We start from the raw sequence: 25,766 nt of genomic DNA, 5'->3' as shown, positions 1-25,766 counted from the left end.
GTGCTGCGGGCCCTCTGGGTGATCGTCCTTCCGGCGGGAACTACCCGAGCTCGACAGTCGCGAGCGTCTGGTCGTAGACGGGGAACCGGAAGTACGTCGTGATGTCGCCGCGCCGGCCCGCGGCGCGGTGGCTGACCAGCTCGAGCAGGCCGCGGCTCTCCTCGAGCGGCCCGGGCGCCAGCGCGGCGGCGAGCGCGCGGAACCGGCCGGGGTCGACGCCTTCGCCGCGCAGCAGCGCGGCCGTGCGGTCCACGGCTTCGGCGTCGCCGGCGGCGAGCGAGGGGAGGCGGAGGTAGGTCGTGGCCTCGGCGGCCCGGTCCAGTCCGGACCGGAACGCCAGGCAGCTCAACGCGGCTTCGCCGGCGCTTTCCGCGCCGCCGGCCAACGTCCGGTAGGCGGTGAGAGCGCTTTCGGCGTCGTGACGGCCCGCCGCGGCCGCGACGCGGTTCAGCTCGGCGACGTCGGCGCCGTGGTTGCGGTAGTAGATCTTCACCCGCGCGTCGGCGCCGTCGGCGACGTCGACGGCGAAGAACTCGATCTCCCGCTCACCGTCGGCGCTCTCCACCCGGCGGCGCGCGTCGTCCCACGCGATGGTCAGGCCGAGCCGGTCCATGGCCTCGCCCACCGCCGCGTAGCGGTGGGCCGGCGGCCACTCGTACAGGCCGAAGTAGGACTTGTGGACGACCCGCGCCGGCGGCCGCCAGGCGAGCGAGTGCCACAGCGGCGCCGTCGACGGCCGGCCGGCGAGGGTCGTGAAGAGCTCGTGGATCCGTCCCCAGTACCGCGTTTCCCCCGTGTCCACAGGAGAATCCGCGTCCTCCTCGCCGAGGGTGTCGAACAGCACGCGCAGTTCCGGGTGGTCCCCGGACCAGTTCACCGACAGCTCGGCCGGGAACCCGTCTCCGGCCACGTAGGACGGCTGGGCGGGCTTCAGGCCGATCGCGTCGCCGCTCCACGAAGGAAGCAACCCGCGCAGCATCCGGGTGGTCCGGACGGCCTGCTCGACCGGGACCTCGAGCGCGTCGCACGCCGTCGCCCAGAGACCACCCAGGAAATCTCCGAACAGCCGTCCCCGTGCGGGGTAGTTTTCCCTTATATATTCGGGAAACCACGGCAATCGACTGGTCACGACCGGATGCTATCAGTTGAGTGCACCCTCAACTAAAAAGCTCTACCCGGGTGGTCCAACCAATTGCGCCATGTGGGTTTGCCGGCGTTCCCCCTGGCCACGCAGGGAAACGGCACTGTCTCGACCGGACAGGATCAAGACATCAGACCGTTGCCGGTATCACGGTCATCGCGTGCTTGACCAGACGAATGAGGGCCAGTTTGCTGGAATCCCGGTCACGTGCGTCACACATGACGATGGGCACCCGGTCGGGAATGACCAACGCTTCCCGGATTTCGTCCGGGGTGTACCGCGGCGCGTTGTCGAAACAGTTGACCGCGACGACGAACGGGATCTTCCGGCGTTCGAAGAAGTCGATGGCGGCGAAGCTGGTCTCCAGGCGCCGGGTGTCGATGAGCACGATGGTGCCGATCGCGCCGCGCGCCAGGTCGTCCCACATGAACCAGAAGCGGGCCTGCCCCGGCGTGCCGAACAGGTACAGCACGTGCCGCGGCGAGATCGTGATGCGGCCGAAGTCGAGCGCGACCGTCGTGGTTTTCTTGCGCTCCACGCCGGACAGGTCGTCGACGCCCGCGCTGGCCTCGGTCAGCACCTCTTCGGTCGTCAGCGGCGGGATCTCGCTCACCGAGCCGACCATCGTCGTCTTCCCCGCGCCGAACCCGCCGGCGATGATGATCTTGACGGGGGTGGGGACCATGTCCACGCCGGAGCCGTCAGTACTTGATGAGGCCATCGAGAACCGCCTGGAGAGTTTCGAGGTCCGGCGCCTTGGCCGGATTGTGGGTGGGGGACCGCGTGATGACGAGGCCGCGCTCGATCAGGTCGCCGCACAGCACCCGGACGACCCCCAGCGGGATCTTCACGTACACCGCGATCTCGGCGATGGACACCGGGTTGCGGCACAGCTGCACGATCGCCAGGTGCTCCGGGCCCAGCCCCGGTGGCTCCTGCTCCGAGCGCAGGGTCATCACCTGGGTGGACAGGTCGAGCCGCGCGCTCTCGCCCGGCGTCCGGCCGCTGGTGATCGTGTAGGGCCGCACCAGCGGCCCCGCGGCCTCGTCGTACCAGCCCTCGTCCCCGCTCATGTGGCCTCCCGTAGTACGCGTGCGGCGTCGCGCGGCGCGGACGCCAGGTAGTCCCCGACGCGCTTGACCAACCGGTTCATCTCGTAGGCGATCATCTCGACGTCGACGCTGTCCGCCGCCAGCACGGCCAGGCACGCGCCCAGGCCGGCCGCGGAGACGAACAGGTAACCCCGCTCCATCTCGATCATGTTCTGCAGCACCGGCCCCCGGTTGAACTGCTTGCTCACGCCCTTGGCGAGGCTCTGCAGGCTGGAGGCGATGGCGGACAGCTGGTCCGAGTCGTCCTTGCTCATGCCGGCCGACTTGCCGATCAGCAACCCGTCGGCGGACAGCACGATGGCGTTCTGCGCGCCGACGACGCGGCTCACGACGTCGTCGAGCAGCCAGTTGAGATCGGGCTTCGCGTTCCCGTACTCGTTCATGCTCCAGAGACCTTGACTTTCCTGTGACGACTTTCCTGTGTGGACGTTCGGGCGTGCGGCGCGGGGTTAGGAGTCTTCGGCGCCGTCGCGGCCTCGCCGGGTGCCCTTGTGGAAGGCCGCGAGCGTGCGCGCGGTGCCTTCACCGGGAGCCACGTCGGGTGCGACGTCCTCCTCCGGCTCGTTCTCCAGCTGGGCGACGAGGTTCTGCTGCGGCTCGCGCCGCGGCAGCCGCGGCCGGTCGTCGCCCCGCTCCTTCGGCGGCTCCGCCGGGCGGGCGGCGAGCCGCTCCTCCAGCGCGGCCGGCGCGGCGGCCGGCGGCTGCGGGTCGAGCGGGGCGCGCACCGGGTACGGCCGCGGCTTGACGTCCCGCTTCATCGGGATCTGCCCGGTGAAGGAGCTGGGCATGTCCATCGACCGGAGCGCGCTTTCCCGCTCCTGCGGCGCGGGTCCGCCCACCGGCGCGAGGATCGCGGTGTCCTCCGGGGCGACGAACTCGGCCTCGGCCTGGCCCGGGAGCTGCTCACCGGCCAGGTGCTGGGTCGGGACGAGCACGGTGGCGCGGAGGCCGCCGTAGCGCGACGGGTCGAAGGTGACGGTCATCCCGAGCTTGGCCGCCAGCCGCGCGACCACGAACAGGCCGAGGCTGGAGTCGGCCCGCAGCGCCATCGCGTCGAACTCGGGCGCTTCGGCCATCATCGCGTTGGCCCACTGACGAACCCCTTCCTTCATGCCCAGACCTTGGTCCGAGACGTCGACCACGACGCCGCGGGCGACCAGGCGGCTGGTCACCTCGACCGGGGAACCGGGCGGGGAGAACGTCGTCGCGTTGTCGACCAGCTCGGCGATCAGGTGGATCGTGTCGGCCACCGCGGTGCCGGCGACGGCGACGTCGGCGACCTGCTCGACCTGGACCCGCGCGTACTGCTCGGTTTCCGACACCGCCGCGCGCAGCACCTCCATCAGCGCCACCGGCTTGCGCCAGCGGCGGCCCGGCTGCTTGCCGCCGAGGATGATCAGGTTCTCCGTGGTGCGCCGCGCCCGCGCGGCGAGGTGGTCGAGCTGGAACAGCGAGGCCAGCTGTGTCGAGTTCTCTTCCCGGGCTTCCATCTCGTCCAGGATCTGTAGCTGCTGGTGGACCAGGACCTGGTTGCGGTGGGCGATGCCGAGGAACACGTTGTGCACGCCGCTGCGGGCCTTCGCCTCGCTCGCCGCCGCGTTGACGGCGGTCAGCTGGGCGACGTTGAACGCCTCGGCCACCTGCCCGATCTCGTCCCGGCCGTGGTCGAGCTGCGGGAGCTCTTCGTTCAGGTCGACGGACTCGCCGTTCTTGAGCCGGTCCACGATGTTCGGCAGCCGGTTGCGGGCGAGGTCGAGGGAGTCGTTGCGCAGCCGCGCGAGGCGCGTCATCAGCGCGCGGTCGACGAGCGAGCGGGACACCCGGATCGCGACGATGATCGCCGCGAGCGAGGCGAGCAGGGCCACCACACTGCCGACGATCGCGTTGCGCAGCTGGGAGTCACCGGAGTCGATCGCCGCCGCGGAGACCTTGTCGGCCTGGTCGATCGCCATGTCGTTGAGGCCCTGGGCGACCTGGCTCGTGGCGCTCTGCCAGTCGGCCCCGCCGACCGGCGGGCCGTCGCGATCACTGGCGGACCACGGGCCGTGCTTGACGATCGCGTCTTCGGCGCCGGCCAGCTGCTTCCAGGCCACGCCGGTGGTCAGCGTCTGGTACTTGGTGCGGACGGCGGGGTCGAGGAACGGCGCGACCTGCGCCAGTTGCGTCTTGTAGTACCCGGACAGCTGGGTGAACTGGACGAAGTCGTCGGGGGCGAACGTCCCGGACGCGAGCGCCGTCGAGACCAGCGACGTCTCCCGCGACATCATGTCACCGGCGCGGAAGACCGACGTCGCGGTGATGCCGCCGTACGCGGCCGCGGCGTCCGGCACCACGCGGGCCTGGGTGTCGAACAGGTTCGACGCCGTGTCCAGCACCCCGTTGTAGTAGGTGTTGACCTGGCTGCGGTCGATGCTGCGGAAGCCGATCTGCGAGCGCAGCACCGGCAGCTGGTCGAACTGGTTCTTGAGCGCGTTGACCTTGGTCGCGATCTCGTCGGGCGCGCTGGAGATGGTCGCGGCGAACGCGTTCTGCAGCGCGCCGAGCTTCTCGTCGGTCGCCTTCTGCTGCGTCTGCAGCCGGGTCTGGCCCACACCCGGGTCGTCCAGGTACTGCAGGGCGACCTGGCGCTCCTGCTGGAACGCGGCCAGCGCGGTGGCGGCGGGGATCGACACTTCGCGCACCGAAGCCGCGACCAGGCGGACGTAAAGGCCGTTCACGAAGAAGTACGAAGACAGCGCGGTCCATAGCACCAGGAGCGTCACACTCGGAATGAGGACGGTCCTGGTGAGCCTTTTGCGGATCGACTTGTCGTACGGCTTGTCGGACTCGTCTTTGTCGGCTTTGCTCTTCACGGGGGTTCACGAACTCCTGAGTGACGGTCGGCGATAGGTGGGGACCCGGTCGAGGAAGCAGACACGACGAAGGGACATTGTGGCCGCCGTCACTCGTCTTCGCCTCACCCTCCGTGTTGCCGCAGTATCGATCAGGGTCCGTTTTTTACCACGAACCACTGACGCGCGGCGGAGCTGACCCGGCCCGCGGACCGTTGTCCGGCGTCGCGCGAACACCGTTTACCGTCTGCGGCGGGGAGGTTACCGCCATTTGCGCGGGTACCGGGGCCGGGCGCCAATTCGCACTACCGTGTATTGGGCCGAACGGGTGAATGTGAATTCGTCCGCAGTTGCCTTCCCGGTAACGGGAAGAACGGGCAGGGGCACTGCCCCGGTGCGCGCTACCGCCGTTCGGGTTCTTCGACGATTTCGCCGGGATCGGCGTCCGCGCCGGCGGTGAGCCCGCGGGCGAAGGTGCGAACTTGATCACGCAGCGCGTCCGGCGTCTCGATCACGAAGGGGCGGTCCAGGGCCGCGAGCACCGACGGGACCCAGTCCAGCCGCTCGGCCCGCAGCCGGACCCGCACCCAGCCCGGTTCGCCCGCGATCGCCGTCACGGCGGCGATTCCCGCCGGGAGCCGCGGCCGGACCTGCTCGGCCGTCGCGCGCACCCGCACCGAGACCTCGTGCCGGTGCGGCACCTCCGCGAGCCTCGACAGGACGTGCGCCCCGGGGTCGAAGCCGTCGGGCACGGCGAAGGACCCGGCGCCGGGTGTGGCGGCGGCGATCCGGTCGAGCCGGAACGTGCGCACCTCGCCGCTGGCGGAGTCCTCGCCGGTGACGTACCAGCGCCCGGAGTGCGCGACGATCCCGTACGGGTGCACGGTGCGCTCGCTGCGCCGCCCGTCCCAAGCGGTGTAGGAGACGGCGACGGGCCGGCGATCCCGCGCGGCTTCGGCGAGCGTCAGCAGCACGGCCGTCTCGGGACTGGCCGCGGGCCGCGCGGGGGAGGTGAAGTCGAGGGTCCCGAGCAACGCGTCGAGCTTCCGCCCGAGGGCCTCGGGCAACACCCGCCGCACCTTGGCGGCGGCGCTCTCCGTCGCAACGCCGGAGGCTGTGACCAGCCCGGCCCGCTGCCCGGCGACGAGCCCGAGAAGGACGGCAAGCGCTTCCTCATCGGTGAGCATCAACGGCGGCATCCGAAACCCGGGCGCCAGCCGGTAGCCGCCGTACCGCCCGCGAACGGTGCGGACCGGGACGTCGAGGTCGATCAGATGCGAGGCGTACCGGCGCACGGTGCGCTCGTCGACACCAAGCCGCCCGGCAAGATCGGCGACGGTGCGGGTCCCGCCGCCCTGCAGGATCTCCAGCAGAGCGAGCACCCGGGCGGTCGGTCGCGTCACACGGGGAAGTCTGCCACGGATACCGGACAGGTCTTGCCCGGTATCCGGCGGCTCGGTCCGGGCGGGTCGTCGCGCGTGGATTGGGTCGCTGTGTCGGAACGGTCGCGGCTCTCGTGTTGCGGATGTTCGTCGCCGAATCCCCAGGACGGGTCAGTGGTCCCGGTCCGCTTCCTCCTGATCGGCCCGGCGGACCGGCAGCGGCCGCCGTGGTTCACGGACTCCGGCTGGGTCGCCACCGCCGGTGATCCAGACCGTGACGGTGCCCCAGCGCGTCAGCCGCGTCCCGGCCGCGGGTATCTGCGCGACGACGCGGCCGTTCAGGAGGGGATGGGGGCTGTCGGGATCGGGGCCCTGCACGAAGAGCCCTGCGTCATGCCCGGAAAGCCGGGCGTCGAGCGCTTGCCTGCCCCGGAAGTTCGGCACGATGACCGGTTCGTCCAACTGTGCTCACCCGAGTCCAAAATACCGGCTCGCGCGGGCTCGCGGAATCCGTCGACCGGGTGCACCGCGCCTGACCTGGCCTGATCCGCCATCCGATTGACATCAACCCACCTATTGTCAACCATGCTGTACATCCACTATCGTTTTGTAAACCCAGCCAACGGAGGAGGGTGTGATGAGCGAAGTGACCGGGACCGTGCCCGCCGGGTCGACCGAGGTGTGGCGCGATCGCAAGCGGTACCTGTGGCTGATCGGGCTGGTGGTGCCGTCGCTGGCGTTCCTCGCCATCGGGTTGCACGCCGCCACCGGCTGGGGGGTCTGGTTCTGGATCGGGCCGATCGTGATCCTCGTCGTCGTGCCGCTCATCGACCTGCTCGCCGGGCTCGATCGCGGCAACCCGCCCGACGACGTGCTCGAACGGCTGGAGAAAGACCGCTACTACCGCTGGATCACCTTCGCTTTCCTGCCCATCCAGTACGTCGGCTTCGTGGCGGCGTTCTGGCTCGTCGCCCGCGGTGACCTGTCCATTGTGGACAAGGTCGGCCTGGCCGTCTCGATCGGCTGCATCGGCGGGATCGGCATCAACACCGCGCACGAGCTGGGCCACAAGAAGGAGAGCCACGAGCGCTGGCTGTCGAAGATCGCGCTGGCGCAAAGCTTCTACGGCCACTTCTACATCGAGCACAACCGCGGCCACCACGTCCGGGTCGCGACGCCGGAGGACCCGGCCAGCAGCCGCGTCGGCGAAAGCTTCTACCGCTTCTGGCCGCGCACGGTCTTCGGCTCGCTGAAGTCCGCGTGGCGGCTGGAGCGCAAGCGCTACGCCCGGCGCGACAAGCACCCGTTCCGGATCGGCAACGACGTCCTCAACGCGTGGCTGATGTCGGCCGTGCTGTGGGCCGCGATGATCGTCTGGCTGGGCGTCGGCATCCTGCCCTACCTGGTGATCCAGGCCGTGGTCGGCTTCTCGCTGCTCGAAGTCGTCAACTACATGGAGCACTACGGCATGCTGCGCCAGCGGGTCGGCGTGCCCGGCCGCCGCCGGTACGAGCGCGTGGATCCCAGCCACAGCTGGAACTCCAACAACATCGCCACCAACGTCCTGCTCTACCACCTGCAGCGCCACAGCGACCACCACGCCAACCCGACGCGCCGCTACCAGACCCTGCGCGACTTCGCGGAGTCGCCGGTGCTGCCCACCGGGTACGCCGGGATGATCGTGCTGGCGCTCGTCCCGCCGGTCTGGCGCCGCGTGATGGACCCGCGCGTGCTCGCCCACTTCGACGGCGACCTCTCCCGCGCCAACCTCCGGCCGGGCAAGCGCGACAGGATCCTCGCGCGCTACGGCACCCGCGTCACCGCGGTTCACCAGGCCCAGGACACCCACGGCGACGCCACCGAAGGCGGCATGTGCCCGGGCTGCGGCTACGTCTACGACGAGCGGCGCGGCGACCCGCGCGAAGGGTTCCCGGCCGGCACGCCGTGGTCGGCGATCCCGGACTCCTGGTGCTGCCCCGACTGCGGCGTGCGCGAGAAGGTCGACTTCGTCGCGCGGGGCCGGGTGGGCGCGTGATGCGGATCGAAGCGGACCGCGGCAAGTGCGACGGCATCGGCATGTGCGAGGCGATGGCGCCCGGCTTCTTCGAGGTGGGCGACGACGGGACGGTCGTCGTCCTCGACGAGCGCCCCGGCGAGGACCACCGCGAGGACGTCGCCGCTGCCGTCGGCTCCTGTCCCGTGCTGGCGCTGAAACTGACATGACGTCCGTCGTCGCGGGCGCGGCACCGGTCTTCGCGGGCGCGGCCTAGAATGACGATCATGAGCGGGGCACTGGCGCCGCCCGAGGGTGGTCAGCACCGGCGGCCGATCATCATCGCGGCGATCGAGCTGACGGCGCGGGCCGGCTGGTCGGCGGTCACGATGGCCCGGCTGGCCGAGCTGGTGGGCGTCAGCCGCCAGACCGTCTACAACGAGATCGGCTCCAAGACCGCCCTGGCCGAGGCCATGGTGGCGCACGAGCTCGACCGCTTCCTCTCGGTCGTCTCGGCGGCGTTCGAGCGCCACCCCGCCGACCTCGTCGAAGCGATGTACGACGCCGTCCGCGCGGTCCTGGAGCTGGCCGACGACAACATCCTGCTGCGCGCGATCGCCTCGGCGACGCACGGCACGGACACCGAGCTGCTCCCGCTGCTGACCACGCAGGCGGGGATGCTCCTCACCGGGGCGAAGACCATGCTGGTCGAGCGGGTGCTGTCCTACCGCCCGGAGCTGACGCCGGAGCAGGTCACGGTGGTGATCGACGTCGTCGTGCGCACCGTCCTCAGCCACGTGATGCAGCCGTCGGACACCCCGGCCCGCACCGCGGACGCCCTGGCCTGGGTGGCCGCGCGTGTCCTCGGCGTCGAGGCGGCGACCCCACCCCTGCGCCACGCTTGACGGACGCCTCGTCACCGGAGGCCGTGGCGGTCCGCCCACGCGGCGATCTCGGTGGCGATCTCCTTCGGCCGGTCCTCGTGGGCGTGGTGCCCGGCTTCGCCGCACGCGACGACGTCCAGCGCCGCGATGTGCTCCGCGCACCACCGCGCCATCGCCTCGCCGATGAGCAGGGTCGGCGAGCCCGTGAACGTCAGCAGCAGCTTGGGGACGCCGGTGCTGCCCGCCAGCCACTCGTCGTAGGCCTCGATGCGCGTGACGAGCCCGGCCGGGTCGCCGCCGAGCGGCAGCTGGCGGGCCCAGGCGAGGACCGGGCGACGGCTCTCGGGCGTCGGAAACGGCGCCAGGTAGGCGTCGAGATCGGCGACCGGTGTGCGCACGCCGCCGGTGAACGCCTGCCGGATGAACAGGTCCTGCTCCAGCACCAGCTCTTCGCCGACGCCCGGCGTGCGGATCTTCCGCGACCGCTCGGCCGCTTGCGGCGAGAGGTCTTCCCAGGCCATCGGCTTGACGATCGTCTCGAAGAACGCCAGCCCGCGGACGCGGCCGGGGTGGCGCGCGGCGAAGTCGAACGCGAGCGCGCTGCCCCAGTCGTGCCCGACGAGGACGACGTCGTCCAGGTCGAGCGCGTCGAACCAGGCGTCGAGGTAGCGGGCGTGGTCGGCGAAGGCGTACGGGACGTCGGGCTTGCCCGAGCGGCCCATGCCGATCAGGTCGGGGGCGAGCAGCCGCCCGGCGCCGACGTGCGGGAGGACGTGGCGCCAGCCGTGCGAAGAACCGGGGTTGCCGTGCAGGAAGACGATCGGGGCACCGCTACCGGACTCTTCGTGGTGCAGGACCGAGTCGAGGACGGGGGTTTCGGGCATGGCCGTTCCTTCAGGAGGGATCCAGTGGGGTGTCGATCAGGAGGGTGAGCTCGCGGACCAGCACGTCCGTGCGGTCGCCGTCACGGCCGCCGAGCGGGGCGAGGAGCCGGTCGAGCAGGGCGCTGACCGTGCTGATCGCCGGCCGCACGATCTCGCGGCCGTGGCCGGTGAGGGTCAGCCGGACGGTCCGGGTGTCGGCGGGGTCGCGGGTGCGGGCGATGAGCCCGTCGGCGTCGAGGGCGCGGGCCAGCTTCGAGACGTAGAGCGCCTCGAGCCCGGTCTGGTCGGCCAGCTCGCGCTGGCTCGGCGGCCGACCCGTGCGCTCCAGGCCGTACAGCGACGCCATCAGCACGTACTGGGCGTGCGTCAGCCCCAGCGGTGCCAGTGCGCGGTCGACGGCCACGCGCCACTTCATGGACAGCCGCCAGACGAGGTAACCCGGCGTCGCGCCGTTCGATGTGCTGCTCACGGTCGATACAGTACATGGCTACTAAATACATGGCTACTATTTTGGCCGAGCCCGAAGCCGGGAGGCGCGGGTGCGGTCAGGCGGCCAGTTCGCGGATCCGGGCCATCGCCCGCCGGACTTCGGCGAAGCCGGTGGTCAGCGGGCTGAGCCCGAGGCGGATGCCGTCGGGCCGGCGGAAGTCGATGATGACGCCGTGCTCGATGAGCAGCGCCGAGAGCCGTTCGGCGTCCGGGTGGCGGAGGGTGACGTGCCCGCCGCGCCGGTCGTCGTCGCGGGGCGAGGCGATGGTGAACCCGAGCGGCACGAGCCAGTCGTCGGCGAGGTCGAGCACCCACCGGCCCAGCTCGGCGGCCTTGGCGCGCACGCGCGTGATCCCGGCTTCGGCCAGTAGCGCGACGCCTTCCCGGACGCCGATCATGCCCAGCACCGGCGGGGTGCCGGACAGCGCGCGGCGGATGCCCGGCGCCGGCTCGTAGTGCGCCGCCATGGCGAAGGTGTCGGCCGCGCCGATCCAGCCGGTGATCGGCTGGCCGAAGGCGTCCTGGTGCCGGGTGGCGACGTAGAGGAACGCGGGCGCGCCGGGTCCGGCGTTGAGGAACTTGTACGTGCAGCCGACCGCGAAGTCGGCGCCCGCGGCGTCCAGCTCGACCGGGAGGCACCCGACGCTGTGGCAGAGGTCCCAGACGACGAGCGCGCCGTGCTCGTGCGCCAGCCGGGTGATCCCGGCCAGGTCGGCGATCGCCGCGGAGCGGTAGTCCACATGGGACAGCACGACCGCCGCGGTGCGCGGGCCGACGACGGCCGCGACCTGCTCGGCGCCGAAGCCGGCCCACGGGTCGGCGTCGATCCACCGCACGGTCAGGCCCAGCTCGGCGGCGATGCTCTCGACGAGGAACCGGTCGGTGGGGAAGTTCGCGGTGTCCGTGACGAGCTCGTCACGGCCCGGCCGCAGCGCGACGGCGGCCCGGATCGTCTTGTAGAGGCACACGGACGTCGAATCGGCGACGATCGCCTGCCCGGGCGCGGCGCCGAGCGCGACCCGGCCCAGCTCGTCCCCGATTTCTTCAGGCAGCGTGAGCCAGCGCTCGCCCCACGACCGGATGAGCCGCGAACCCCACTCCTGGACGACGACTTCCTGCAGCCGCTCCGCCGTGGCGAGCAGGGGACGGCCGAGCGAGTTCCCGTCGAGGTAGGCGACGACGCCGGGGTCGGAGATCGGCACGAACCGGGCCCGGAACGCGGCCAGCTCGTCCGCGGCGTCCAGCGCCTCGGCGCGCTCGAGGGAGGTGTCGGCGGCGGTCAGTTCCCCTGCTCCTTGCCGTTCTCCTTGACGCCGTTCTCCTTGACGCGCTCGGCCTCCTTGCGCACCTCGGCCTGGGTGGCGCGCTCGTGCTCCAGCCACGCGGGGCTTTCCGTCTTCAGCGCGTCGATCTGCTCGGTGGTGAGCGCGTCGGTGACACCGCCGCGCGCGAGGCCGCCGATGGACACGCCCAGCTTCGCCGCGACGACCTGCCGCGGGTGCGGGCCGGTGCGGCGCAGCTCGCGCAGCCACTCCGGCGGGTCGGTCTGCAGCGCGTTCAGCTCGTCGCGCGAGACGACACCCTCCTGGAACTCCGGGGGCGTGGCTTCGAGGTACACACCCAGTTTCTTCGCCGCTGTCGCGGGCTTCATCGTCTGGGTGGTCTTGTGCGACGTCATGCCGTCCAGGGTAGCCAGCGCCCGACCGGTAACCTGACCCGGTGACCGGCCCGGACGTTCCCGCCTCCTTCCGGCTCGCATACGTCCCGGGAGCGACACCCGCCAAGTGGGTGCGGACCTGGGCCGAGCGGGTCCCCGAAGTGCCGCTGCAGCTGGTGCCCGTCGCCGCGGCGGACGCCACCGCCCTCGTGCGCGAGCACGGCGCCGACGCGGCCCTGCTGCGCTCGCCGCTGGACCGCGACGGCCTGCACGCGATCCCGCTCTACACCGAGACGACGGTCGTCCTCGTCCCCAAGGACCACGTGGTCGCCGCGGCCGACGAAGTGTCCACAGCGGACTTGGCGGACGACGTCGTGCTGCACCCCCTCGATGACACGATCGAGTGGGAGTCGCTCCCGGGTCGCCCGGCCGTGGACCGCCCGGAAACGACGGCGGACGCGATCGAACTGGTGGCGGCGGGCGTCGGGGTGCTGGTCGTCCCGCAGTCGCTCGCGCGGCTGCACCACCGCCGCGACCTCACCTACCGGCCGGTGGCGGACGCGCCGCAGTCGAGCGTGGCGCTGTCGTGGCTCGAAGACGAGACGAGCGACCTGATGGAGCAGTTCATCGGCATCGTCCGCGGCCGCACGGTCAACAGCACGCGCGGCCGCTCATCCGCACCGGCACCGGCTCCCGCCGAGCGGAAGCCGCCGGCCCGCAAGCCCGCCGGCGGGAAGTCCGCGGGCGGGAAGCCGGGAGCCGGTCGACGCGGTGGCGGAGTGGCGAAGCGCGGCAAGCCGCGTCGCCGGTCCTAGCGTCTAGTTCGTTTCGCAGACGCAGTTGCCGTTCACGCGGTCCTGGAGGTCGGGGTCGTCGAACCAGTGGCCGTCCTCACCGAGGTAGCGGAACTGGAGCACGGTGCCCGGCACCACCTCGACCGACGTCGAGCGGCGGCCGTTCGAGCGCGGCAGCAGGTGGTGGCGGCCGGGGGTCCAGTCGTTGAACGACCCCACCACGCTCACCCGCCCCGGCGGCGCGCCGATCGGCAGGCTGAAGGTGACGCGCTTGGCGCCGGCGGGACTCTTGCTGATCTTGATCACTCGTCGGTGGCCCTTTCACGGGACGGTCAGGAGGGCGTGCTCGACGTTGAGCGCGCTCATGATCGCACACCTGTGACGATTCGGTCACGAAGAGTGCTCAAAAGGGGGACGACGCCGCTCAACGGTGCGCCACCGACCGGGTGGACTCGCCGCGATCCATGATCATCTTGCTGTCTTTCGCGGCTTCCGGTGCAAAACTGGCTGCCGTGACCATCACCGTTGATCGTCTCGTCAAGGACCCGTGTGCCTGGCTCAGCGCCGCGACTCGCGAGCTCGCCGACGCGCCACCGGCCGACACGCGAGCGGTGCTCCTGACGGTGTGGGACGGGCTGGCCGCCGCGCGGCTGGCCGGCCTGCACGCCGCCACGGCGTCGCCCGGCTGGCAGGTGCGGCAGCGCTGCGCCGAAGCGGTCGAGTTCGACCTCGCCGTGCAGCTGGCCCGGGACTGCACCGTCGCACCTGGCCTGGCCGTCCCGGCCCGGCTGCCCGGAGCCGCGGTCGCCTGGACGACGGAGCGGGCCGACGCCGCCGTCGCGACGATCATCCGCTTCTGCCGCACGGCCGAGCGCGTCCTGCGCCGGGCCGGCGAGCTGCGGCCGGTGTGGGAGGACAGCCTCCTCGGCCCGGTCGCGCTGACCCGCTGGCTGGGCGACTGCTGGGTGGGCCGGCACACGTGCTGCCCGCTGCGGCTCCCGGCACCGCCGCCACCGTGGTGGCGCTGAGGCGTGTCCGTCAGGGGAAGGCGGGACCGGCGGGAGCCGGCGCCGGCGAGAGGAGCATCGGGTGAGACTGGCCGACGCGACCCGGTCGTCCCTGCGTGAGCTGCTGGTGGCCGAACTGGCCGCCGCCGGCACCCGGGCCCGCGACGCGGGTTGCCCACCCGAAGTCCTGGCCGAACTGCTCGACGCCCGCTCAGGATCGCTGACCGAGGACAGCCGGAGCCGGGATCGTGAGTGACGGCCTCCCGGGTCTGCCGCGGCCCGTCGTGAGTGGCAATGAGTGTTCTAACCCTCATTACCACTCACGACCGGGGCTGGGGCGGTCAGCGGTCGGGGCCGTGGCGACGATCCGCGCAAGCCGCGCCTGGTCGGCGAGGGTGGCGGGCAGCCGGGTTCGGATCGTGAGTGACGGCGTCCCGGATCTGCCGCGGCTCGTCGTGAGTGGTGAGGGCGGTTCTAACCCGACTTACCACTCACGACCGGCGCTGGGGAGATCGGCGAGGGTGGCGGGCAGTCGGGGTTCGGATCGTGAGTGACGGCGTCCCGGATCTGCCGCGGCTCGTCGTGAGTGGTGAGGGCGGTTCTAACCCGACTTACCACTCACGACCGGCGCTGGGGAGATCGGCGAGGGTGGCGGGCAGTCGGGGTTCGGATCGTGAGTGACGGCAACCCGGGTCTGCCGCGGCTTGTCGTGAGTGGCAAAGAGGGTTCTAACCCTCATTACCACTCACGACCGGGGCTGGAGTGGTCAGCGGTCGAGGACGGCCAGCGCCGTGGCGACGATCCGTGCGAGACGCGCGTCGTCGGCGAGGGCGGTGGACAGCCAGTCGTCGCGGGTGGAACCGTTGTGCGGCAAGCGGTCCAGCGTGGCCGGGGCCGCCGTGCCGAACACCACCCGCACCACCGCCGTGATCGCGACCGCCGGGTCCTGGCCGCGGGCGAGGCGGGCCTCGATCGCCCGCAGGGCCTGCTCGGCGAGGCCGGTGAGCCGGGCGTCGTCGACCTCGTGCGGGCGCACCAGCTCCAGTGCGGTGAGCTCGGACGAGCTGTCCGCCGGCATCGGCGCGACCGGCGCGCGCTTGTGGCCGAGCGGCCGCTCGACGTGCTCGGCGTACCACTTCGGCCGGGTCCGCATGGCCGCCAGCACGGTCCGCACCTCGCGGTCGAGCGTCTCGCGGTGGTCCTGGCCGGCCGGCGGCTCGCCGGTGACCTCGGCGCGGCGCGCGGCCCAGCCGGCCAGTGGCCACAGCTCGCCGCCCGCGGTCGTCGGCACACCGGCCCAGAGCAGGATCCGCACGGCCAGCTCGCCCAGCCACGGGTCGCCGCCGAGGGCGTCGCCCAGCCAGGCCGGGAGCCGGGGTCGTTGCAGGGCCCCGATTTCGCCGCGCCGGCGCCGGTGCGCGTCGACCGTCGCCGGGCTGAGCCGGGTGGCCAGCCAGCCCTCCAGGTTCTGGATCGGGTCCGTCGCGCGCCGCAACGCGTGCTCCACCACGGCTTCGACGTCGTCGTGGAAGCCGTCGAGGCAGTCCGGCCGCATCCATTCGAGCCCGCGGAGGCAGTCCGGGTGCCGGCGCTGCAGTTCCAGCGGCTTGGTGATCCGCGCGAACACCAGCGGCCAGGTCACGGTGTAGACGGCCCCGCGCAGCCGGGCGAGGTCGCGGGGCGGCGCGGCCGAAGCCGACCGGGCCAGCCGCCCGGCGCGCGCCAGCTCGCGGACCCCGGCGACGTCGGCCGGGCGGATCGGGTGCGTGGTGCCGGGCAAGCGTTCCTCCAGATGCCTCGCGCGAATACGCCGACAGGGCAAATGGTCGGCCCCTCGGGGGAGGGGAAAAGGTCGGCGCCAGGCCGAGTTCCGGGCCGACTGGCCAGCAACTGGCCACCGGGTGAATCACCTGATCGGTGGAGCGAATACGTCCGATCGCGCGGAAGTCCGCGTGCCACAATCGGTTTCCGATGGCACACGACGGCGGGTTGAGCCGCGAACTGACCACGCTGCGGCGGGGCTGGGGCCTGGAGACCGAGGGCCTGCTCAGCCGGGTCGGCCCACTGATCTCCGGCTGGTGCGAGCTGCACCGCGCGAAGAACGACCGGGAGGCGCGGCGCGTCCTGCGGGCCGCGATCGAGTCCGCGATCGAGGAGTTCCCCCTGGAAGACCGCCTCGCGGTCACCATCGCGTTGTGCATCGAGCCGGGCGCGCAGCACTCGCTGCTCAGCGACCGGGTCGCGGTCCTTATGGAGCGGCTGCAGGTCGCCGAGCGCACCGCCCGCCGGCGGATCGACCGGGCCTGCGCCCGGCTGGCCGCCGAGATCGAGGCGAGCACGCACCCCGAGCGCGGGGAGCAGGACCCGGACAAGGGCTGGTTCGTCAAGCGGCTCACCGCCGTCGTCCGGCTGGACACCCCGGTGCCGACGCTGATCGAGGAACGCCTGATCGTCGCGACCCGCGACGGCCTGAGCCGCATCTCCGCGCAGTTCACGGTGCCCCGCGTCGAGGACGGCACCGACGCCGAGCGCGACGTGACCGCCGACGCCCAGTTCGGCGTCCGCCTCGGCGAGCCGATCCGCCAGGGCCAGCGGCACTTTCGTTGGCTGCTCGACCTGCCGAGGCCCCTCGGCGCCGGCGAGGACCACACGTATTCGCTGGAGTACCAGGTCCGCGACGGCCGCCCGATCCGCCCGTCGTACGCGTTCGTGCCGCTGGTGACGTGCGAGTCGTTCACGGTCCGGGTCCGCTTCGACCCGGACCACCTGCCCCGCGCGGTCTGGCGGCTGGACAAGGTGCCGACCTCGGTCCTGTCCGACCCGCCGCAGCCGGGCGAGTCCTTGCCGCTCGACGGCACGTCCGAGGTGGTGCAGGACTTCGCGGCCCCCCAGCTGGGTTACGCGTACGGCGTCCAGTGGCTGGCGGACGCGTAACGGGCTGCGGACCGGCGACGACCCTGGGTGCGTCGTTCACCAGGGGAGGCCCAGCATGGGAAACAGAGCACGGATCGCTTTCGCGGCACTGGCCGGCGCTTCGGCGGTGACGGCGGGCGCGGTGGTCTTCGCGGGCGCGTCCGCGGCCGTCGGCCCGGCGCCGGCGCCGATCGTCCAGGCGGCGCAGGCCACCTGCGTCACCGACGGCAACGGTTTCTGCACGGTCACCCACGGCCTCGGCAAGGTGCCGGACGCGGTCGTGGTCTCGCCGAACACGCCGAGCGCGTTCAACGCGTTCACGCTCAACACGGTGCTGGGCTCGTACACGGCGACGACGTTCCAGGTGCGCGCGATGTTCGCTCAGACGACGCCGAAGACGTTCGGCCAGATCTGGTTCACCTACGCGGCTTACGGTTCCGCGGCAGCCCCGCCGACCACGACACCGCCGCCCCCGACCACGCCGCCTACCACCACTTCTCCGCGAACCGATCCGCCGACGGAGACCACCACTCCGGCGGGCGGTGGCGGCTGAACCGGGTCGCGGAATCCGCGGCGAAACCCTTGCCCGGCAACGCCTTCAGATCAGCGCGGCCAGGGTGACGGTTTGTCCCGCAGCTCGTCGGCGAAGATGGCGTCCACTCGCGAACCCGCCCGGGACAGCACCCGGGCGGCCGTGCGGATCCCGTAGCCCAGCGCGAACAGGAGCAGGAGTGCCAGGCCGATGGCCGCGGAGTTCGCCACGAGCGCCTCCCGGTACTGGTGCGCGAGGTAGCCGAGGCCGGCGCCGGCGGTCACGGCGTCGAGCAACGCCAGCCGGAACAGCTGTGCCGGTGCGGCTCGCAGTGCGGTGGTCATCGTTCACCTCCCGCCGGGCCGTTCGGCGGCAACGTCCTTGCAACTTAGACGAGCGTGCTCCGGTCGGCAGCCACGACAACCTGTTTGGCCTACCGGGTGGGCCCGGATGGCCGCTGTGATAACTTGAAACGAACTGGGTCTTCTTTGCATTTGTGAATCCCCGAGCCGCCTGCGCGTACCGGGGTCAGGGGGCGGTAGCTCAGTTGGTTAGAGCAGGGGACTCATAATCCCTTGGCCGCGGGTTCGAGCCCCGCCCGCCCCACTCGGTCGTGGGCGAGGTCCGCTCGCGCGGCACACTCGCCGTCCCGCGGATTCCCGCCGGCGCGCACCCATCGTGCATCGATTTCCGTTGCGCTCCCAGCGTTTCCCGCCGGAACCCGGACCCGGCCGGAACACACCCCGGCCGGACCCGAGCACCCGTCAGCGACGCGCCGACGCCGAAACCGCGGCGATGGCCGCCTCGTCCCGGGGCCCGGCCACGGCCGCGTGGGGCAAGGGATTCCCGTCGTTGACGCACCCGGGCACGTCCGCCACCGACGAGCAGTTGCGCGGCCGGTTGCCCGTCACCGTGGCGCCGTCGGCCAGCGTCACCCGGGCGTCCAGCGTGTAGACGCCGCCGGCGTCGGCGGCCAGCGGCGAGTAGCCCGCCCCCGGCTCGCCCGCGGTGTTGCCCGTGACGCTCCCGCCGTCGAAGGTGAGTGCGTCGTAGAACAGGCCGAGCCCGCCGCCGTTGCCGCCGTAACCCGCCCAGCCGACGTATCCGCCCGCGCCCGGGACGCCCGCGTCGCCGCCGCGGCCCGCGTGGTTCCCGCTCAGCTCGGTCGTCGTGACGACCGGGTTCAGGTGCTCACCCTGGCGGGTGGACACGAACAGTCCGCCACCCGAGCCGCCGCTGCCCCCGGCTCCGGAACCGGTGCCCGGGCCACCCGTTCCGCCCGGGCCGCCCACCCCGGCGGTGTTGCCCGTGACGGTGCTGCCGGTGATCCGCAGGACCGTGCCGACGGAGGTGTAGAGCCCGCCGCCGAACCCGCCCGAGCCGCCGTCGCCGCCGGTGGCCGTCCCGGTCGCGGCGCCGCCCCGGCCGCCGTCGCCGGTGGTGTTGCCGGTGATCTCGCTGCCGGTGATGGTCAGGGGAGCGGTCGTGCTCCCGATGTAGGAGGAGATCCCGCCGCCGAAGCCGGCCGGCCCGCCGCGGCCGGGCGAGACGCCGTCGATGCCGCGCCCGCCCGAGCCGGACGTGTTGCCGGTGACCGTGCTGCCGGCGATGCTCAGCGGCCCCCAGTTCTCGATGGCGCCCCCGCTTTCGCCCGGGTTCCCGCGCCCGTCGCCACCGGCGCCGACGCCGTCGGGCGCGTGGCCGCCGGTGAGCGTGACGTCGATGAGGGTCAGGTCGCCCCAGTTGGCGATGAGCCGGAACTGCGGCGCGCCGGTGGCCCGGCGGATCGTCGCGTGGTTGCCCTGGACGGTGAGCTTCCCGCGGACGGACGGCAGCCCCGCCGCCCAGGTGGTGTCGGCTACGGCGGTGAGCGCGTAGTCGCAGCCCGGTGCCAGCGACAGCGTGTCCGCGTCGGGGGTGGTGCTCGCCGCGGCGAATGCCTGGACCAGCGCGGCCGCGTCGCAGGGAACGGCGGTTTCGGCGGCCTGCGCCGGTGGTGCGACCAGGGCGAGCGCGCCGAGCGCGGTCACCACGGTGGCTCGTCTTCGGAGTTTCGTGCCTGTCATCTGAGTCCCCTCGTCGCCGGATGCGCGCGAGGGAGCCGGGCAGCACGAAGAAGCCCCCGGATCGTGCCTCCCCCGCACGACGAACATCAACAGTAGGGCTCGCGGTGATCCGGTGTCACCGGGTTTCCGCTGAGCGGGACCGTCCACAGTGGAGCGTCAGGCGACCCGGCACCAGACGGTGCTGATCCGCCCCGCGTGGCTCAGCTCGATCGGGTCGAGCCGCACCTGCGTGCCACCGCGGTGGTCGAACATCCGGACGCCGTCGCCGAGCAGGACCGGCACCACGTGCACCAGCACCTCGTCGAGCAACCCGGCGTCCAGGCACCGCCGGGCCAGCGTCGGGCCGAGCAGCGCGACGTAACCGTCGCCGGCGGCCTTCGACGCCGTCGCGACGGCGTCCCCGAGGTCCTCGACGAAGGTGAAGCCCGGCTGGGCCGTCGCCGGGTCGTCGCGCGTGAGCACGAACTTCGGGCCCTGCCAGCGGCCGCCGTAGACCTCACCTTCGGCCGACGTCGCCGGGGCGTAGGTGCGGTGGCCCAGCAGGACCGCCCCGATCTCGCCGAGCAGCCGCTCGACGACCGGGTTCGGCCCGGTGGCCTGCCCCGCGAGCCAGGACATGTCGTCGGCGGGCCCGGCGACGAAGCCGTCGAGGGACATCGTGATGTGGTAGAGCAGCTTGGCCATGGAGGTGCCTTTCGGTGGAGGTTCACCTCTACTGACCGGCGGGGTCCGGGAAACTCATCGCTCAGGCGGCGACGAGCTCCTCGGCGTCCGAAGCGTCCCGGGCGTAGCGGCGCGCCATCGTCGCGCAGACGATCAGCTGCAGCTGGTGGAACAGCATCAGCGGCAGCACGATCAGCCCGACCTGCGCGTGCCCGAACAGCACCGTCGCCATCGGCAGGCCGCTCGCCAGGCTCTTCTTCGACCCGCAGAACACGATGGTGATCCGGTCGGCGCGGGCGAACCCGAGCACCTTCGCGCCCCACCCGGTCGCCGTCAGCACCACCGCGAGCACGACGACGCAGACCGCCGCGAGCACCAGCAGGTGACCGGCGTCGAGGCGGTGCCAGATGCCCTCGGTCATGCCCGCGCTGAACGCCGTGTAGACGACCAGCAGGATCGAGCCGCGGTCGAACAGCTTCAGCGGCGCGGAGTTCCGCGTGATCCAGTCGCCGATCCAGCGCCGCGCCAGCTGCCCGGCGACGAACGGCGCGAGCAGCTGCAGCACGATCCCGAGCACGGCCGAGCCGTCGACGCCGGCGCCGTCCCCGGACAGCAGCAGCGCCACCAGGATCGGCGTCACCACGATGCCGGCCAGGTTGGACAGCGACGCGCTGCAGATCGCGGCCGCGACGTTGCCCCGCGCGATCGAGGTGAACGCGATCGAGGACTGCACCGTCGAGGGCAGCACGGCCAGAAACAGGACGCCCGCGGCGAGCTGCCCGGGCAGCACCGACGACGGCAGCAGCGTGACGGCCAGGCCGAGCAGCGGGAACAGCACGAACGTCGAGGCGAGCACGACCGAGTGCAGCCGCCAGTGCCGCAGGCCTTCGAGGGCCTCCTGCGTGGACAGCCGGGCGCCGTAGAGGAAGAACAGCAGCCCGACGGCGACCGTCGTGGCGGTGCTGAACCCACTGGCCACGGCGCCGGAAGCGGGCAGCAGCGTGGCGACGCCGACGGTGGCGAGGATGGCGACGATGAACGGGTCGAGACGCAAGCGGGACATGGATCTCCTTCCACGGCCATTCTCGGACGCGCGCCGCTCATTGTGAACCCCGATGACCGGACTGACTGTTATCGCCGATCGCGATAGACTGCGAGAGTGCTGGACCCACGGCTGTGCCGGTCGTTCCTCGCCGTCGCCGAGACGCGCAGCTTCACGGCGGCCGCCCGCCGGCTCGGCGTCGGCCAGCCGACGGTCAGCCAGCACGTCCGGCGGCTCGAGAAGGACGCCGGCGGGCTGCTGTTCGCCCGCGACACCCACACGGTCGAGCTCACCGCGCGCGGGCAGGCGATGGTGGGGTTCGCGCAGACCATCGTGGACACCGAAGAGCGCGCGCAGCGGCACTTCCGCGGCGCCGGGCTGCGCGGCCGCGTCCGCTTCGGGGTGTCCGAGGACTTCGCGCTCGGCGAGCTGCCGGAGATCCTGCACCGGCTGCGCCGCAGTCACCCGCTGGTCGACGTCGAGCTGACCGTCGAGCTCTCGGACGTCCTGGCGCAGCGGCTGCGGGCCGGGCAGCTGGACCTGGTCCTCGGGAAACGCCGTCCGGGCGCGCACCACGGCCGGCTGCTGTGGCGCGAACCGCTCGTGTGGATCGGCTCGGCCGCGACGGTGCTGGAGCCGGGCCAGCCGGTGCCGCTGGTGCAGTACCCGATGCCGTCGATCACCCGGCAGCTCGCCGTGGAGTGCCTCGAACGCGCCGGCCTGGAGTGGCGGGCGGCGTGCCAGACCTCGAGCCTCACCGGCCTGCGGGCCGCGGCGGCGGCCGGGCTCGGCGTCACCCTGCACGCGCGCAGCCTCGTCCCGGCCGACCTCGTCGAGCTCGACGGCCTGCCCGAGCCCGGCGACATCGAGTTCATGCTGCTGGCGCGGGAGTCGATGGAGGAACCCGCCGCCGCGCTCGCCGAGTTCGTGCTGGACCGGGTCGGACCCAGGAAACCCGACTGACTACGCTTCGTCGCCGTTCAGCAGCCGCCGCAGCCGGGCCAGCGCCCGGTGCTGGGCGACGCGGACCGCGCCCGGCGTCGAGCCGACCGCGCCCGCCGTCTCCTCCGCGGACAGCCCCACGACCACCCGCAGCACGACGATCTCGCGCTGCTTCTCGGGCAGGATCTCCATCAGCCGGGTGAGCCGCTCGTTGAGCTCGAACTGCAGGGCCCGCTGCTCCGGGCCGGCGGTGTCGGCGACGCCGTCGGGCACCTCGGCCACCGGGTCGGTCCGGTTGCGGGCCGCGGCGCGGTGCGCGTCGGCGACCTTGTGCTGGGCGATGCCGTAGACGAACGCCAGGAACGGGCGGCCCTGGTCGCGGTAGGACGGCAGTGCGGTGAGCACGGCGAGGCAGACCTCCTGGGCGACGTCGTCGGCCGAGGCGAAGGTCCGCTCGGTGCGCCCGACGCGGGCCCGGCAGTAGCGCACCACCAGCGGCCGGATCGTGGCGAGCAGCCGCGCGGTCGCGGCGTCGTCGCCGGCGATCGCGGCGGCGACCGGCTCGTCGTGCCGGCGCCAGTGGTCCGGGAAGTCCCCGGCGGGTTGCGCCGCGGCGATCTCCCGCACGAGCGCGCGGCCGCGCACCCGCAGCAGGGTGCCCTCCACGTCGAGGCCGACGCGCAGCGAGTCGTGCAGCGCGGCGTTGGACTCCCGCAGCTGCTCGGTGATCGCGCGATCCCCGTACTCGGTTGCCGGCATTTCAGCTCACCTTCCCCTGTCCCGCTGATCGTCGGGTGGTGCGGCCCGGTGACGCCGGAGGCGTTCCCGTACGTGGCGGAGGTTGGACCGGACGGTCGCCGGGTCGACCCGGAGCGCCTGCGCGATCTCCGCCGGGGTGAACCCGTCGAGCGACCACGCGAGGACCGTCCGCTGCCGGCCGGGGAGCGTCGCGAGCAGCTCGATGAGGTCGCCGTGCTGCTCCACCAGAGCGGCCAGCTTCTCGTCGTCCCGCGGGTCGGCGACCGGTGCCCAGTCGACGCGCGCTTCCCCCGGCGCGTCGAGCAGCCGGCCGGCGACACGGCGGACCCAGGCCCGCGGGTCCTCGGTGGTCGGCCACGCCTCCAGCGCGTGCAGCATCGCCTCGGCGGCGACGTCACGCGCGGTTTCGACCTCGAACCCGGCCTTGCACAGGAACGCCACGAGTGGCGGGAAATCGGCGCGGAAGAACGCGTCGAACTCGTCTCGACCGCACACGGCCGCCTCACCACCCCTCGCCTCCACAGGAACAAGTGCGGTGAGGTGACCGCTACGTGTAACGATTCGGCCACGACTCCTCGGTAGGAGTAATGCGGTACGCCGTCCGGGTCACGCAAAGTGATGGGTTGGCTTGACGATCTTGGGTACCCGGGCGGGATGAGCCACGGAGAGCGAAGCCGACAGCAACTGGCCACGCGTCCCGGTTCGCGCCGGAGACGCACCCGCGAACGGTGACTTCCGGTCACCGGCCGGCGACCGCGTGTCCCGGTGCGCGGTCTGTCGCGGCCGAGCCGGGAATCCTTGCCGGACCGGCAAACCCGGCGCCGGCGACCAGGTCCGCGCGTGGTCGCGCAAGGGGACGCGCCGAGACCGATGCCGTCGATCGGGTGACGTGATCGACATCGAGATCCCCGGAAGAAAGGCGTACTCTCACGTGTTGCAGTCTTGGTTGCCCGGAGGGTGAGCCGGGGACCGACGCCAAAACCCCTTGACCCAGGCGGATACGCTTGCGCGCCCGCGGCGGTCAAGTCGGTTGACGCGTCACGACAATGGGAAACAAGCAGAGCTAGGGAGGTGAACGAAGGAAATGGAAGCCACGATGACGGGCTGGGCGGAACTCGCGGCCTGCAAGGACGAGGACCCGGAACTGTTCTTCCCGATCTCCGAGGTCGGTCCGGGCGCCCGGCAGACGTCCCACGCGAAGGCGGTGTGCGGTCGCTGCCCGGTACGCGCCGAGTGCCTCGGCTACGCGCTGGACAACGGCCTGGACCACGGCGTCTTCGGCGGCACCACCGCGGTCGAACGCCGCCGGCTGGTGCGCACGGCGCCCCAGCGGGACCGAGTGGCGTGACCGCCGCCCGGTGACCTCTTCCCGGCGGCCTGGAGCGAAACACCGAAACCGGAGAACGAATTCCGGGCGTGTGTGTGCCCGGGTGGGTGACCCTTGTGGAATCACCCACCCGGGCATTTCCATTGCCTGATGTGGGTGACGCATTCTTCGAGTGTTATCGGCCGCGTTTCCGAGTACTTTCCGCATCCCGCGAGTCCCGTCCTCACTCACGCGAGTCACGCCTTCACTCACGTGAGTCACGGCGTCGATCACGCGGGTCACGGCTTCGATCACGCCGGACCCGCGTGCGTGCTCAGTGCGGCGGGGGCGTGCCGTCCGCGGGCCAGACGTCCGGCAGGCCCCACGGCTCCGCCGACGGCGGCTCGAACGCCGCCATCGCCGCCACCAGGCCGCGTTCGATCGTCAGGAGCGTCACGCCGAACCAGCGGTAGCCGTCCTCGCCCGGGCGTCGCAGGTAGGTGGCCACCGCGGGCTGGCGGTTGGCGCGGATCGGCAGCATCCGGAACCGGCCAATGCACGTCGGCGCCGCCGGGTCCATGCTGAGCGACAGCGCCCGGACGATCGCGGCGCGCGAGGCGAACCACAGCGGGTACGGCGGCATGACGGCCTGGGCGTCCTCGTGCAGCAGCTTCGCCACGGCGCTCGGGTCGCCCTGCTCGTACGCCGCGATGAACCGCTTGAGCAGCGCGGCTTCCGCCGCCGTCGGATCACCCGCGGTCCACTCGGAACGGCGCGCGGGCAGCCGCTCACGCAGCGTCGTGCGGGCCCGCTGGAGCGCGCTGTTCGCCGACGCGACGCTCGTCTCCAGCAGCGACGCCGTCTCCTTCGCCGACCAGCCGAGCACATCGCGCAGCACGAGCACCGCCCGCTGCCGCGGCGGCAGGTACTGCACGGCGGCGAGGTAGGCCAGCTCGATCGTCTCCCGCTCGACCACGACGGCGTCCGGCGTCTCGAGGTCGAGCAGTCGGTCCGGACAGGGCTCGAGCCACGGCTGGTCGACGGCGGCGAGCGGCCCGTCCGGCTCCCCGGACGGCCCCAGCTGGTCGGGCAGCACCCGCCGCGGCCGCCGGGCGAGCGCGTCGAGACAGGCGTTCGTCGCGATCCGGTAGAGCCAGGTGCGCACGCTCGCGCGCCCCTCGAACCCGTCGCGGCCCTTCCACGCCCGCAGGAAGGTCTCCTGCGTCAGGTCTTCGGCATCCCCGAGCGAGCCGAGCATCCGGTAGCAGTGCACCTGGATCTCCCGCCGGTGCCGCTCGACGACGCGCTCGAAGTCCCCGCTCATCCCCGGCACGCTAGCGCACCGCAGGTCGGGCGCCGGGAATTCGAC

Annotated in this window: 30 protein-coding genes and 1 tRNA gene; 11 read left to right on the top strand and 20 right to left on the bottom strand. The window is 72.2% G+C overall.

Annotated elements, in window-relative coordinates; translation table 11 throughout:
• Window positions 1-40: 40 nt before the first annotated feature.
• The 7 genes from OG439_RS24040 to OG439_RS24010 form a co-directional block, all read right to left on the bottom strand.
• Window positions 41-967, bottom strand: a complete 927-nt coding sequence (locus tag OG439_RS24040) for a hypothetical protein (protein ID WP_326943130.1) — start codon at window positions 965-967, stop codon at window positions 41-43.
• Between the two features lie 304 nt (window positions 968-1,271).
• Window positions 1,272-1,826: a GTP-binding protein gene (locus OG439_RS24035; protein WP_247054849.1), complete on the bottom strand. Its 555-nt coding sequence runs from the start codon at window positions 1,824-1,826 to the stop codon at window positions 1,272-1,274.
• A gap of 16 nt (window positions 1,827-1,842) precedes the next feature.
• Window positions 1,843-2,214, bottom strand: coding sequence for a DUF742 domain-containing protein (locus OG439_RS24030; protein WP_247054847.1), 372 nt, complete (start codon window positions 2,212-2,214; stop codon window positions 1,843-1,845).
• Complete coding sequence (locus OG439_RS24025) at window positions 2,211-2,636, bottom strand: roadblock/LC7 domain-containing protein (protein WP_247054845.1); 426 nt, start codon at window positions 2,634-2,636, stop codon at window positions 2,211-2,213. The genes OG439_RS24030 and OG439_RS24025 overlap by 4 nt, the downstream gene beginning before the upstream one ends.
• Before the next feature lie 66 nt (window positions 2,637-2,702).
• Window positions 2,703-5,105: a sensor histidine kinase gene (locus OG439_RS24020; protein WP_326943129.1), complete on the bottom strand. Its 2,403-nt coding sequence runs from the start codon at window positions 5,103-5,105 to the stop codon at window positions 2,703-2,705.
• A 380-nt stretch (window positions 5,106-5,485) separates the two neighbouring features.
• Window positions 5,486-6,487 carry a helix-turn-helix transcriptional regulator gene (locus tag OG439_RS24015; RefSeq protein WP_326943128.1) on the bottom strand — a complete coding sequence of 334 codons (1,002 nt, stop codon included), beginning with the start codon at window positions 6,485-6,487 and terminating at the stop codon, window positions 5,486-5,488.
• A 150-nt stretch (window positions 6,488-6,637) separates the two neighbouring features.
• A complete protein-coding gene (locus OG439_RS24010) occupies window positions 6,638-6,928 on the bottom strand; it encodes a PASTA domain-containing protein (protein ID WP_326943127.1) in 291 nt (96 codons plus the stop codon).
• A 175-nt stretch (window positions 6,929-7,103) separates the two neighbouring features.
• On the opposite strand from OG439_RS24010, the gene OG439_RS24005 reads away from it, so the two are divergent.
• Genes OG439_RS24005 through OG439_RS23995 form a run of 3 tightly spaced genes read left to right on the top strand, consistent with a single transcriptional unit; the run spans window position 7,104 to window position 9,364 of the window.
• Window positions 7,104-8,501, top strand: coding sequence for a fatty acid desaturase (locus OG439_RS24005; protein ID WP_326943126.1), 1,398 nt, complete (start codon window positions 7,104-7,106; stop codon window positions 8,499-8,501).
• The gene (locus OG439_RS24000; RefSeq protein WP_326943125.1) at window positions 8,501-8,689 is read left to right on the top strand and encodes a ferredoxin; all 189 of its coding nucleotides are present in this window, start codon (window positions 8,501-8,503) and stop codon (window positions 8,687-8,689) included. Before OG439_RS24005 ends, OG439_RS24000 begins: the two co-directional genes overlap by 1 nt.
• Before the next feature lie 48 nt (window positions 8,690-8,737).
• A complete protein-coding gene (locus OG439_RS23995; protein ID WP_326943124.1) occupies window positions 8,738-9,364 on the top strand; it encodes a TetR/AcrR family transcriptional regulator in 627 nt (208 codons plus the stop codon).
• An 11-nt stretch (window positions 9,365-9,375) separates the two neighbouring features.
• Here OG439_RS23995 and OG439_RS23990 read toward each other — a convergent pair whose 3' ends face one another.
• From OG439_RS23990 to OG439_RS23975, 4 genes are all read right to left on the bottom strand, one after another.
• Window positions 9,376-10,227 carry a haloalkane dehalogenase gene (locus OG439_RS23990; RefSeq protein ID WP_326943123.1) on the bottom strand — a complete coding sequence of 284 codons (852 nt, stop codon included), beginning with the start codon at window positions 10,225-10,227 and terminating at the stop codon, window positions 9,376-9,378.
• Window positions 10,228-10,237: 10 nt separating this feature from the next.
• On the bottom strand, window positions 10,238-10,696 hold the full coding sequence (locus OG439_RS23985; RefSeq protein WP_326943122.1) for a MarR family winged helix-turn-helix transcriptional regulator: 459 nt from the start codon (window positions 10,694-10,696) through the stop codon (window positions 10,238-10,240).
• Window positions 10,697-10,772: 76 nt separating this feature from the next.
• A complete protein-coding gene (locus OG439_RS23980) occupies window positions 10,773-11,999 on the bottom strand; it encodes a kynureninase (protein WP_326951606.1) in 1,227 nt (408 codons plus the stop codon).
• A complete protein-coding gene (locus OG439_RS23975; RefSeq protein ID WP_326943121.1) occupies window positions 11,996-12,394 on the bottom strand; it encodes a DUF5997 family protein in 399 nt (132 codons plus the stop codon). The genes OG439_RS23980 and OG439_RS23975 overlap by 4 nt, the downstream gene beginning before the upstream one ends.
• A gap of 41 nt (window positions 12,395-12,435) precedes the next feature.
• On the opposite strand from OG439_RS23975, the gene OG439_RS23970 reads away from it, so the two are divergent.
• On the top strand, window positions 12,436-13,188 hold the full coding sequence (locus OG439_RS23970) for a LysR substrate-binding domain-containing protein (protein ID WP_326943120.1): 753 nt from the start codon (window positions 12,436-12,438) through the stop codon (window positions 13,186-13,188).
• Window positions 13,189-13,191: 3 nt separating this feature from the next.
• Here the strand turns inward: OG439_RS23970 and OG439_RS23965 are convergent, their stop codons facing one another.
• Entirely contained in the window at window positions 13,192-13,473 is a 282-nt protein-coding gene (locus OG439_RS23965; protein ID WP_326943119.1) for an isoamylase, read from the bottom strand.
• A gap of 206 nt (window positions 13,474-13,679) precedes the next feature.
• Between OG439_RS23965 and OG439_RS23960 the strand changes: the two genes are divergently transcribed.
• Together OG439_RS23960 and OG439_RS23955 are read left to right on the top strand one after the other, a co-directional pair.
• Window positions 13,680-14,195 carry a hypothetical protein gene (locus OG439_RS23960; protein WP_247054820.1) on the top strand — a complete coding sequence of 172 codons (516 nt, stop codon included), beginning with the start codon at window positions 13,680-13,682 and terminating at the stop codon, window positions 14,193-14,195.
• A gap of 61 nt (window positions 14,196-14,256) precedes the next feature.
• On the top strand, window positions 14,257-14,430 hold the full coding sequence (locus tag OG439_RS23955; protein ID WP_326943118.1) for a hypothetical protein: 174 nt from the start codon (window positions 14,257-14,259) through the stop codon (window positions 14,428-14,430).
• Window positions 14,431-14,940: 510 nt separating this feature from the next.
• Here the strand turns inward: OG439_RS23955 and OG439_RS23950 are convergent.
• Window positions 14,941-15,954, bottom strand: a complete 1,014-nt coding sequence (locus OG439_RS23950; protein WP_326943117.1) for a hypothetical protein — start codon at window positions 15,952-15,954, stop codon at window positions 14,941-14,943.
• A gap of 191 nt (window positions 15,955-16,145) precedes the next feature.
• Between OG439_RS23950 and OG439_RS23945 the strand changes: the two genes are divergently transcribed.
• Both OG439_RS23945 and OG439_RS23940 read left to right on the top strand, forming a co-directional pair.
• Complete coding sequence (locus tag OG439_RS23945) at window positions 16,146-17,108, top strand: hypothetical protein (RefSeq protein ID WP_326943116.1); 963 nt, start codon at window positions 16,146-16,148, stop codon at window positions 17,106-17,108.
• Window positions 17,109-17,163: 55 nt separating this feature from the next.
• Entirely contained in the window at window positions 17,164-17,640 is a 477-nt protein-coding gene (locus OG439_RS23940) for a hypothetical protein (RefSeq protein WP_326943115.1), read from the top strand.
• Between the two features lie 50 nt (window positions 17,641-17,690).
• On the opposite strand, the gene OG439_RS23935 is transcribed toward OG439_RS23940, so the two are convergent.
• A complete protein-coding gene (locus OG439_RS23935) occupies window positions 17,691-17,963 on the bottom strand; it encodes a hypothetical protein (RefSeq protein ID WP_326943114.1) in 273 nt (90 codons plus the stop codon).
• 188 nt (window positions 17,964-18,151) lie between these two features.
• Between OG439_RS23935 and OG439_RS23930 the strand changes: the two genes are divergently transcribed.
• Window positions 18,152-18,225 (top strand) — tRNA-Ile (locus OG439_RS23930).
• Between the two features lie 158 nt (window positions 18,226-18,383).
• On the opposite strand, the gene OG439_RS23925 is transcribed toward OG439_RS23930, so the two are convergent.
• The 3 genes from OG439_RS23925 to OG439_RS23915 form a co-directional block, all read right to left on the bottom strand.
• Window positions 18,384-19,685: a hypothetical protein gene (locus OG439_RS23925; RefSeq protein ID WP_326943113.1), complete on the bottom strand. Its 1,302-nt coding sequence runs from the start codon at window positions 19,683-19,685 to the stop codon at window positions 18,384-18,386.
• A gap of 156 nt (window positions 19,686-19,841) precedes the next feature.
• On the bottom strand, window positions 19,842-20,369 hold the full coding sequence (locus OG439_RS23920; protein ID WP_326943112.1) for a dihydrofolate reductase family protein: 528 nt from the start codon (window positions 20,367-20,369) through the stop codon (window positions 19,842-19,844).
• A gap of 61 nt (window positions 20,370-20,430) precedes the next feature.
• Window positions 20,431-21,411, bottom strand: coding sequence for a bile acid:sodium symporter family protein (locus OG439_RS23915; protein WP_326943111.1), 981 nt, complete (start codon window positions 21,409-21,411; stop codon window positions 20,431-20,433).
• Between the two features lie 96 nt (window positions 21,412-21,507).
• Between OG439_RS23915 and OG439_RS23910 the strand changes: the two genes are divergently transcribed.
• Window positions 21,508-22,353 (top strand): LysR family transcriptional regulator, encoded by an 846-nt coding sequence (locus OG439_RS23910; protein ID WP_326943110.1) that lies wholly within the window; start codon window positions 21,508-21,510, stop codon window positions 22,351-22,353.
• On the opposite strand, the gene shbA is transcribed toward OG439_RS23910, so the two are convergent.
• Together shbA and OG439_RS23900 are read right to left on the bottom strand one after the other, a co-directional pair.
• A complete protein-coding gene (gene shbA / locus OG439_RS23905; RefSeq protein WP_326951605.1) occupies window positions 22,354-22,950 on the bottom strand; it encodes an RNA polymerase sigma factor ShbA in 597 nt (198 codons plus the stop codon). It abuts the gene before it with no gap.
• Between the two features lie 147 nt (window positions 22,951-23,097).
• Window positions 23,098-23,586, bottom strand: a complete 489-nt coding sequence (locus OG439_RS23900) for an RNA polymerase sigma factor (protein ID WP_326943109.1) — start codon at window positions 23,584-23,586, stop codon at window positions 23,098-23,100.
• A 589-nt stretch (window positions 23,587-24,175) separates the two neighbouring features.
• Between OG439_RS23900 and OG439_RS23895 the strand changes: the two genes are divergently transcribed.
• A complete protein-coding gene (locus OG439_RS23895) occupies window positions 24,176-24,439 on the top strand; it encodes a WhiB family transcriptional regulator (protein WP_247054803.1) in 264 nt (87 codons plus the stop codon).
• A gap of 292 nt (window positions 24,440-24,731) precedes the next feature.
• Here the strand turns inward: OG439_RS23895 and OG439_RS23890 are convergent, their stop codons facing one another.
• A complete protein-coding gene (locus OG439_RS23890) occupies window positions 24,732-25,721 on the bottom strand; it encodes an RNA polymerase subunit sigma-70 (RefSeq protein ID WP_326943108.1) in 990 nt (329 codons plus the stop codon).
• Between the last annotated feature and the right edge of the window lie 45 nt (window positions 25,722-25,766).

This window comes from Amycolatopsis sp. NBC_01307 (genome assembly GCF_035975215.1).
GTDB lineage: Bacteria > Actinomycetota > Actinomycetes > Mycobacteriales > Pseudonocardiaceae > Amycolatopsis.
Note: the sequence above shows the minus strand (reverse complement) of the source record. Positions and strands in the feature narration are given on the sequence as shown.

Coding starts and splice junctions, on each gene's coding strand:
- OG439_RS23890 (WP_326943108.1), bottom strand. CDS start 25,721: ATGAGCGGGGACTTCGAGCGCGTCGTCGAGCGGCACCGGCGGGAGATC.
- OG439_RS23915 (WP_326943111.1), bottom strand. CDS start 21,411: ATGTCCCGCTTGCGTCTCGACCCGTTCATCGTCGCCATCCTCGCCACC.
- OG439_RS24030 (WP_247054847.1), bottom strand. CDS start 2,214: ATGAGCGGGGACGAGGGCTGGTACGACGAGGCCGCGGGGCCGCTGGTG.
- OG439_RS23940 (WP_326943115.1), top strand. CDS start 17,164: ATGGGAAACAGAGCACGGATCGCTTTCGCGGCACTGGCCGGCGCTTCG.
- OG439_RS23975 (WP_326943121.1), bottom strand. CDS start 12,394: ATGACGTCGCACAAGACCACCCAGACGATGAAGCCCGCGACAGCGGCG.
- OG439_RS23945 (WP_326943116.1), top strand. CDS start 16,146: ATGGCACACGACGGCGGGTTGAGCCGCGAACTGACCACGCTGCGGCGG.
- OG439_RS24025 (WP_247054845.1), bottom strand. CDS start 2,636: ATGAACGAGTACGGGAACGCGAAGCCCGATCTCAACTGGCTGCTCGAC.
- OG439_RS23935 (WP_326943114.1), bottom strand. CDS start 17,963: ATGACCACCGCACTGCGAGCCGCACCGGCACAGCTGTTCCGGCTGGCG.
- OG439_RS23990 (WP_326943123.1), bottom strand. CDS start 10,227: ATGCCCGAAACCCCCGTCCTCGACTCGGTCCTGCACCACGAAGAGTCC.
- OG439_RS23925 (WP_326943113.1), bottom strand. CDS start 19,685: ATGACAGGCACGAAACTCCGAAGACGAGCCACCGTGGTGACCGCGCTC.
- OG439_RS24035 (WP_247054849.1), bottom strand. CDS start 1,826: ATGGTCCCCACCCCCGTCAAGATCATCATCGCCGGCGGGTTCGGCGCG.
- OG439_RS23995 (WP_326943124.1), top strand. CDS start 8,738: ATGACGATCATGAGCGGGGCACTGGCGCCGCCCGAGGGTGGTCAGCAC.
- OG439_RS24005 (WP_326943126.1), top strand. CDS start 7,104: ATGAGCGAAGTGACCGGGACCGTGCCCGCCGGGTCGACCGAGGTGTGG.
- OG439_RS23895 (WP_247054803.1), top strand. CDS start 24,176: ATGGAAGCCACGATGACGGGCTGGGCGGAACTCGCGGCCTGCAAGGAC.
- OG439_RS24000 (WP_326943125.1), top strand. CDS start 8,501: ATGCGGATCGAAGCGGACCGCGGCAAGTGCGACGGCATCGGCATGTGC.
- OG439_RS23920 (WP_326943112.1), bottom strand. CDS start 20,369: ATGGCCAAGCTGCTCTACCACATCACGATGTCCCTCGACGGCTTCGTC.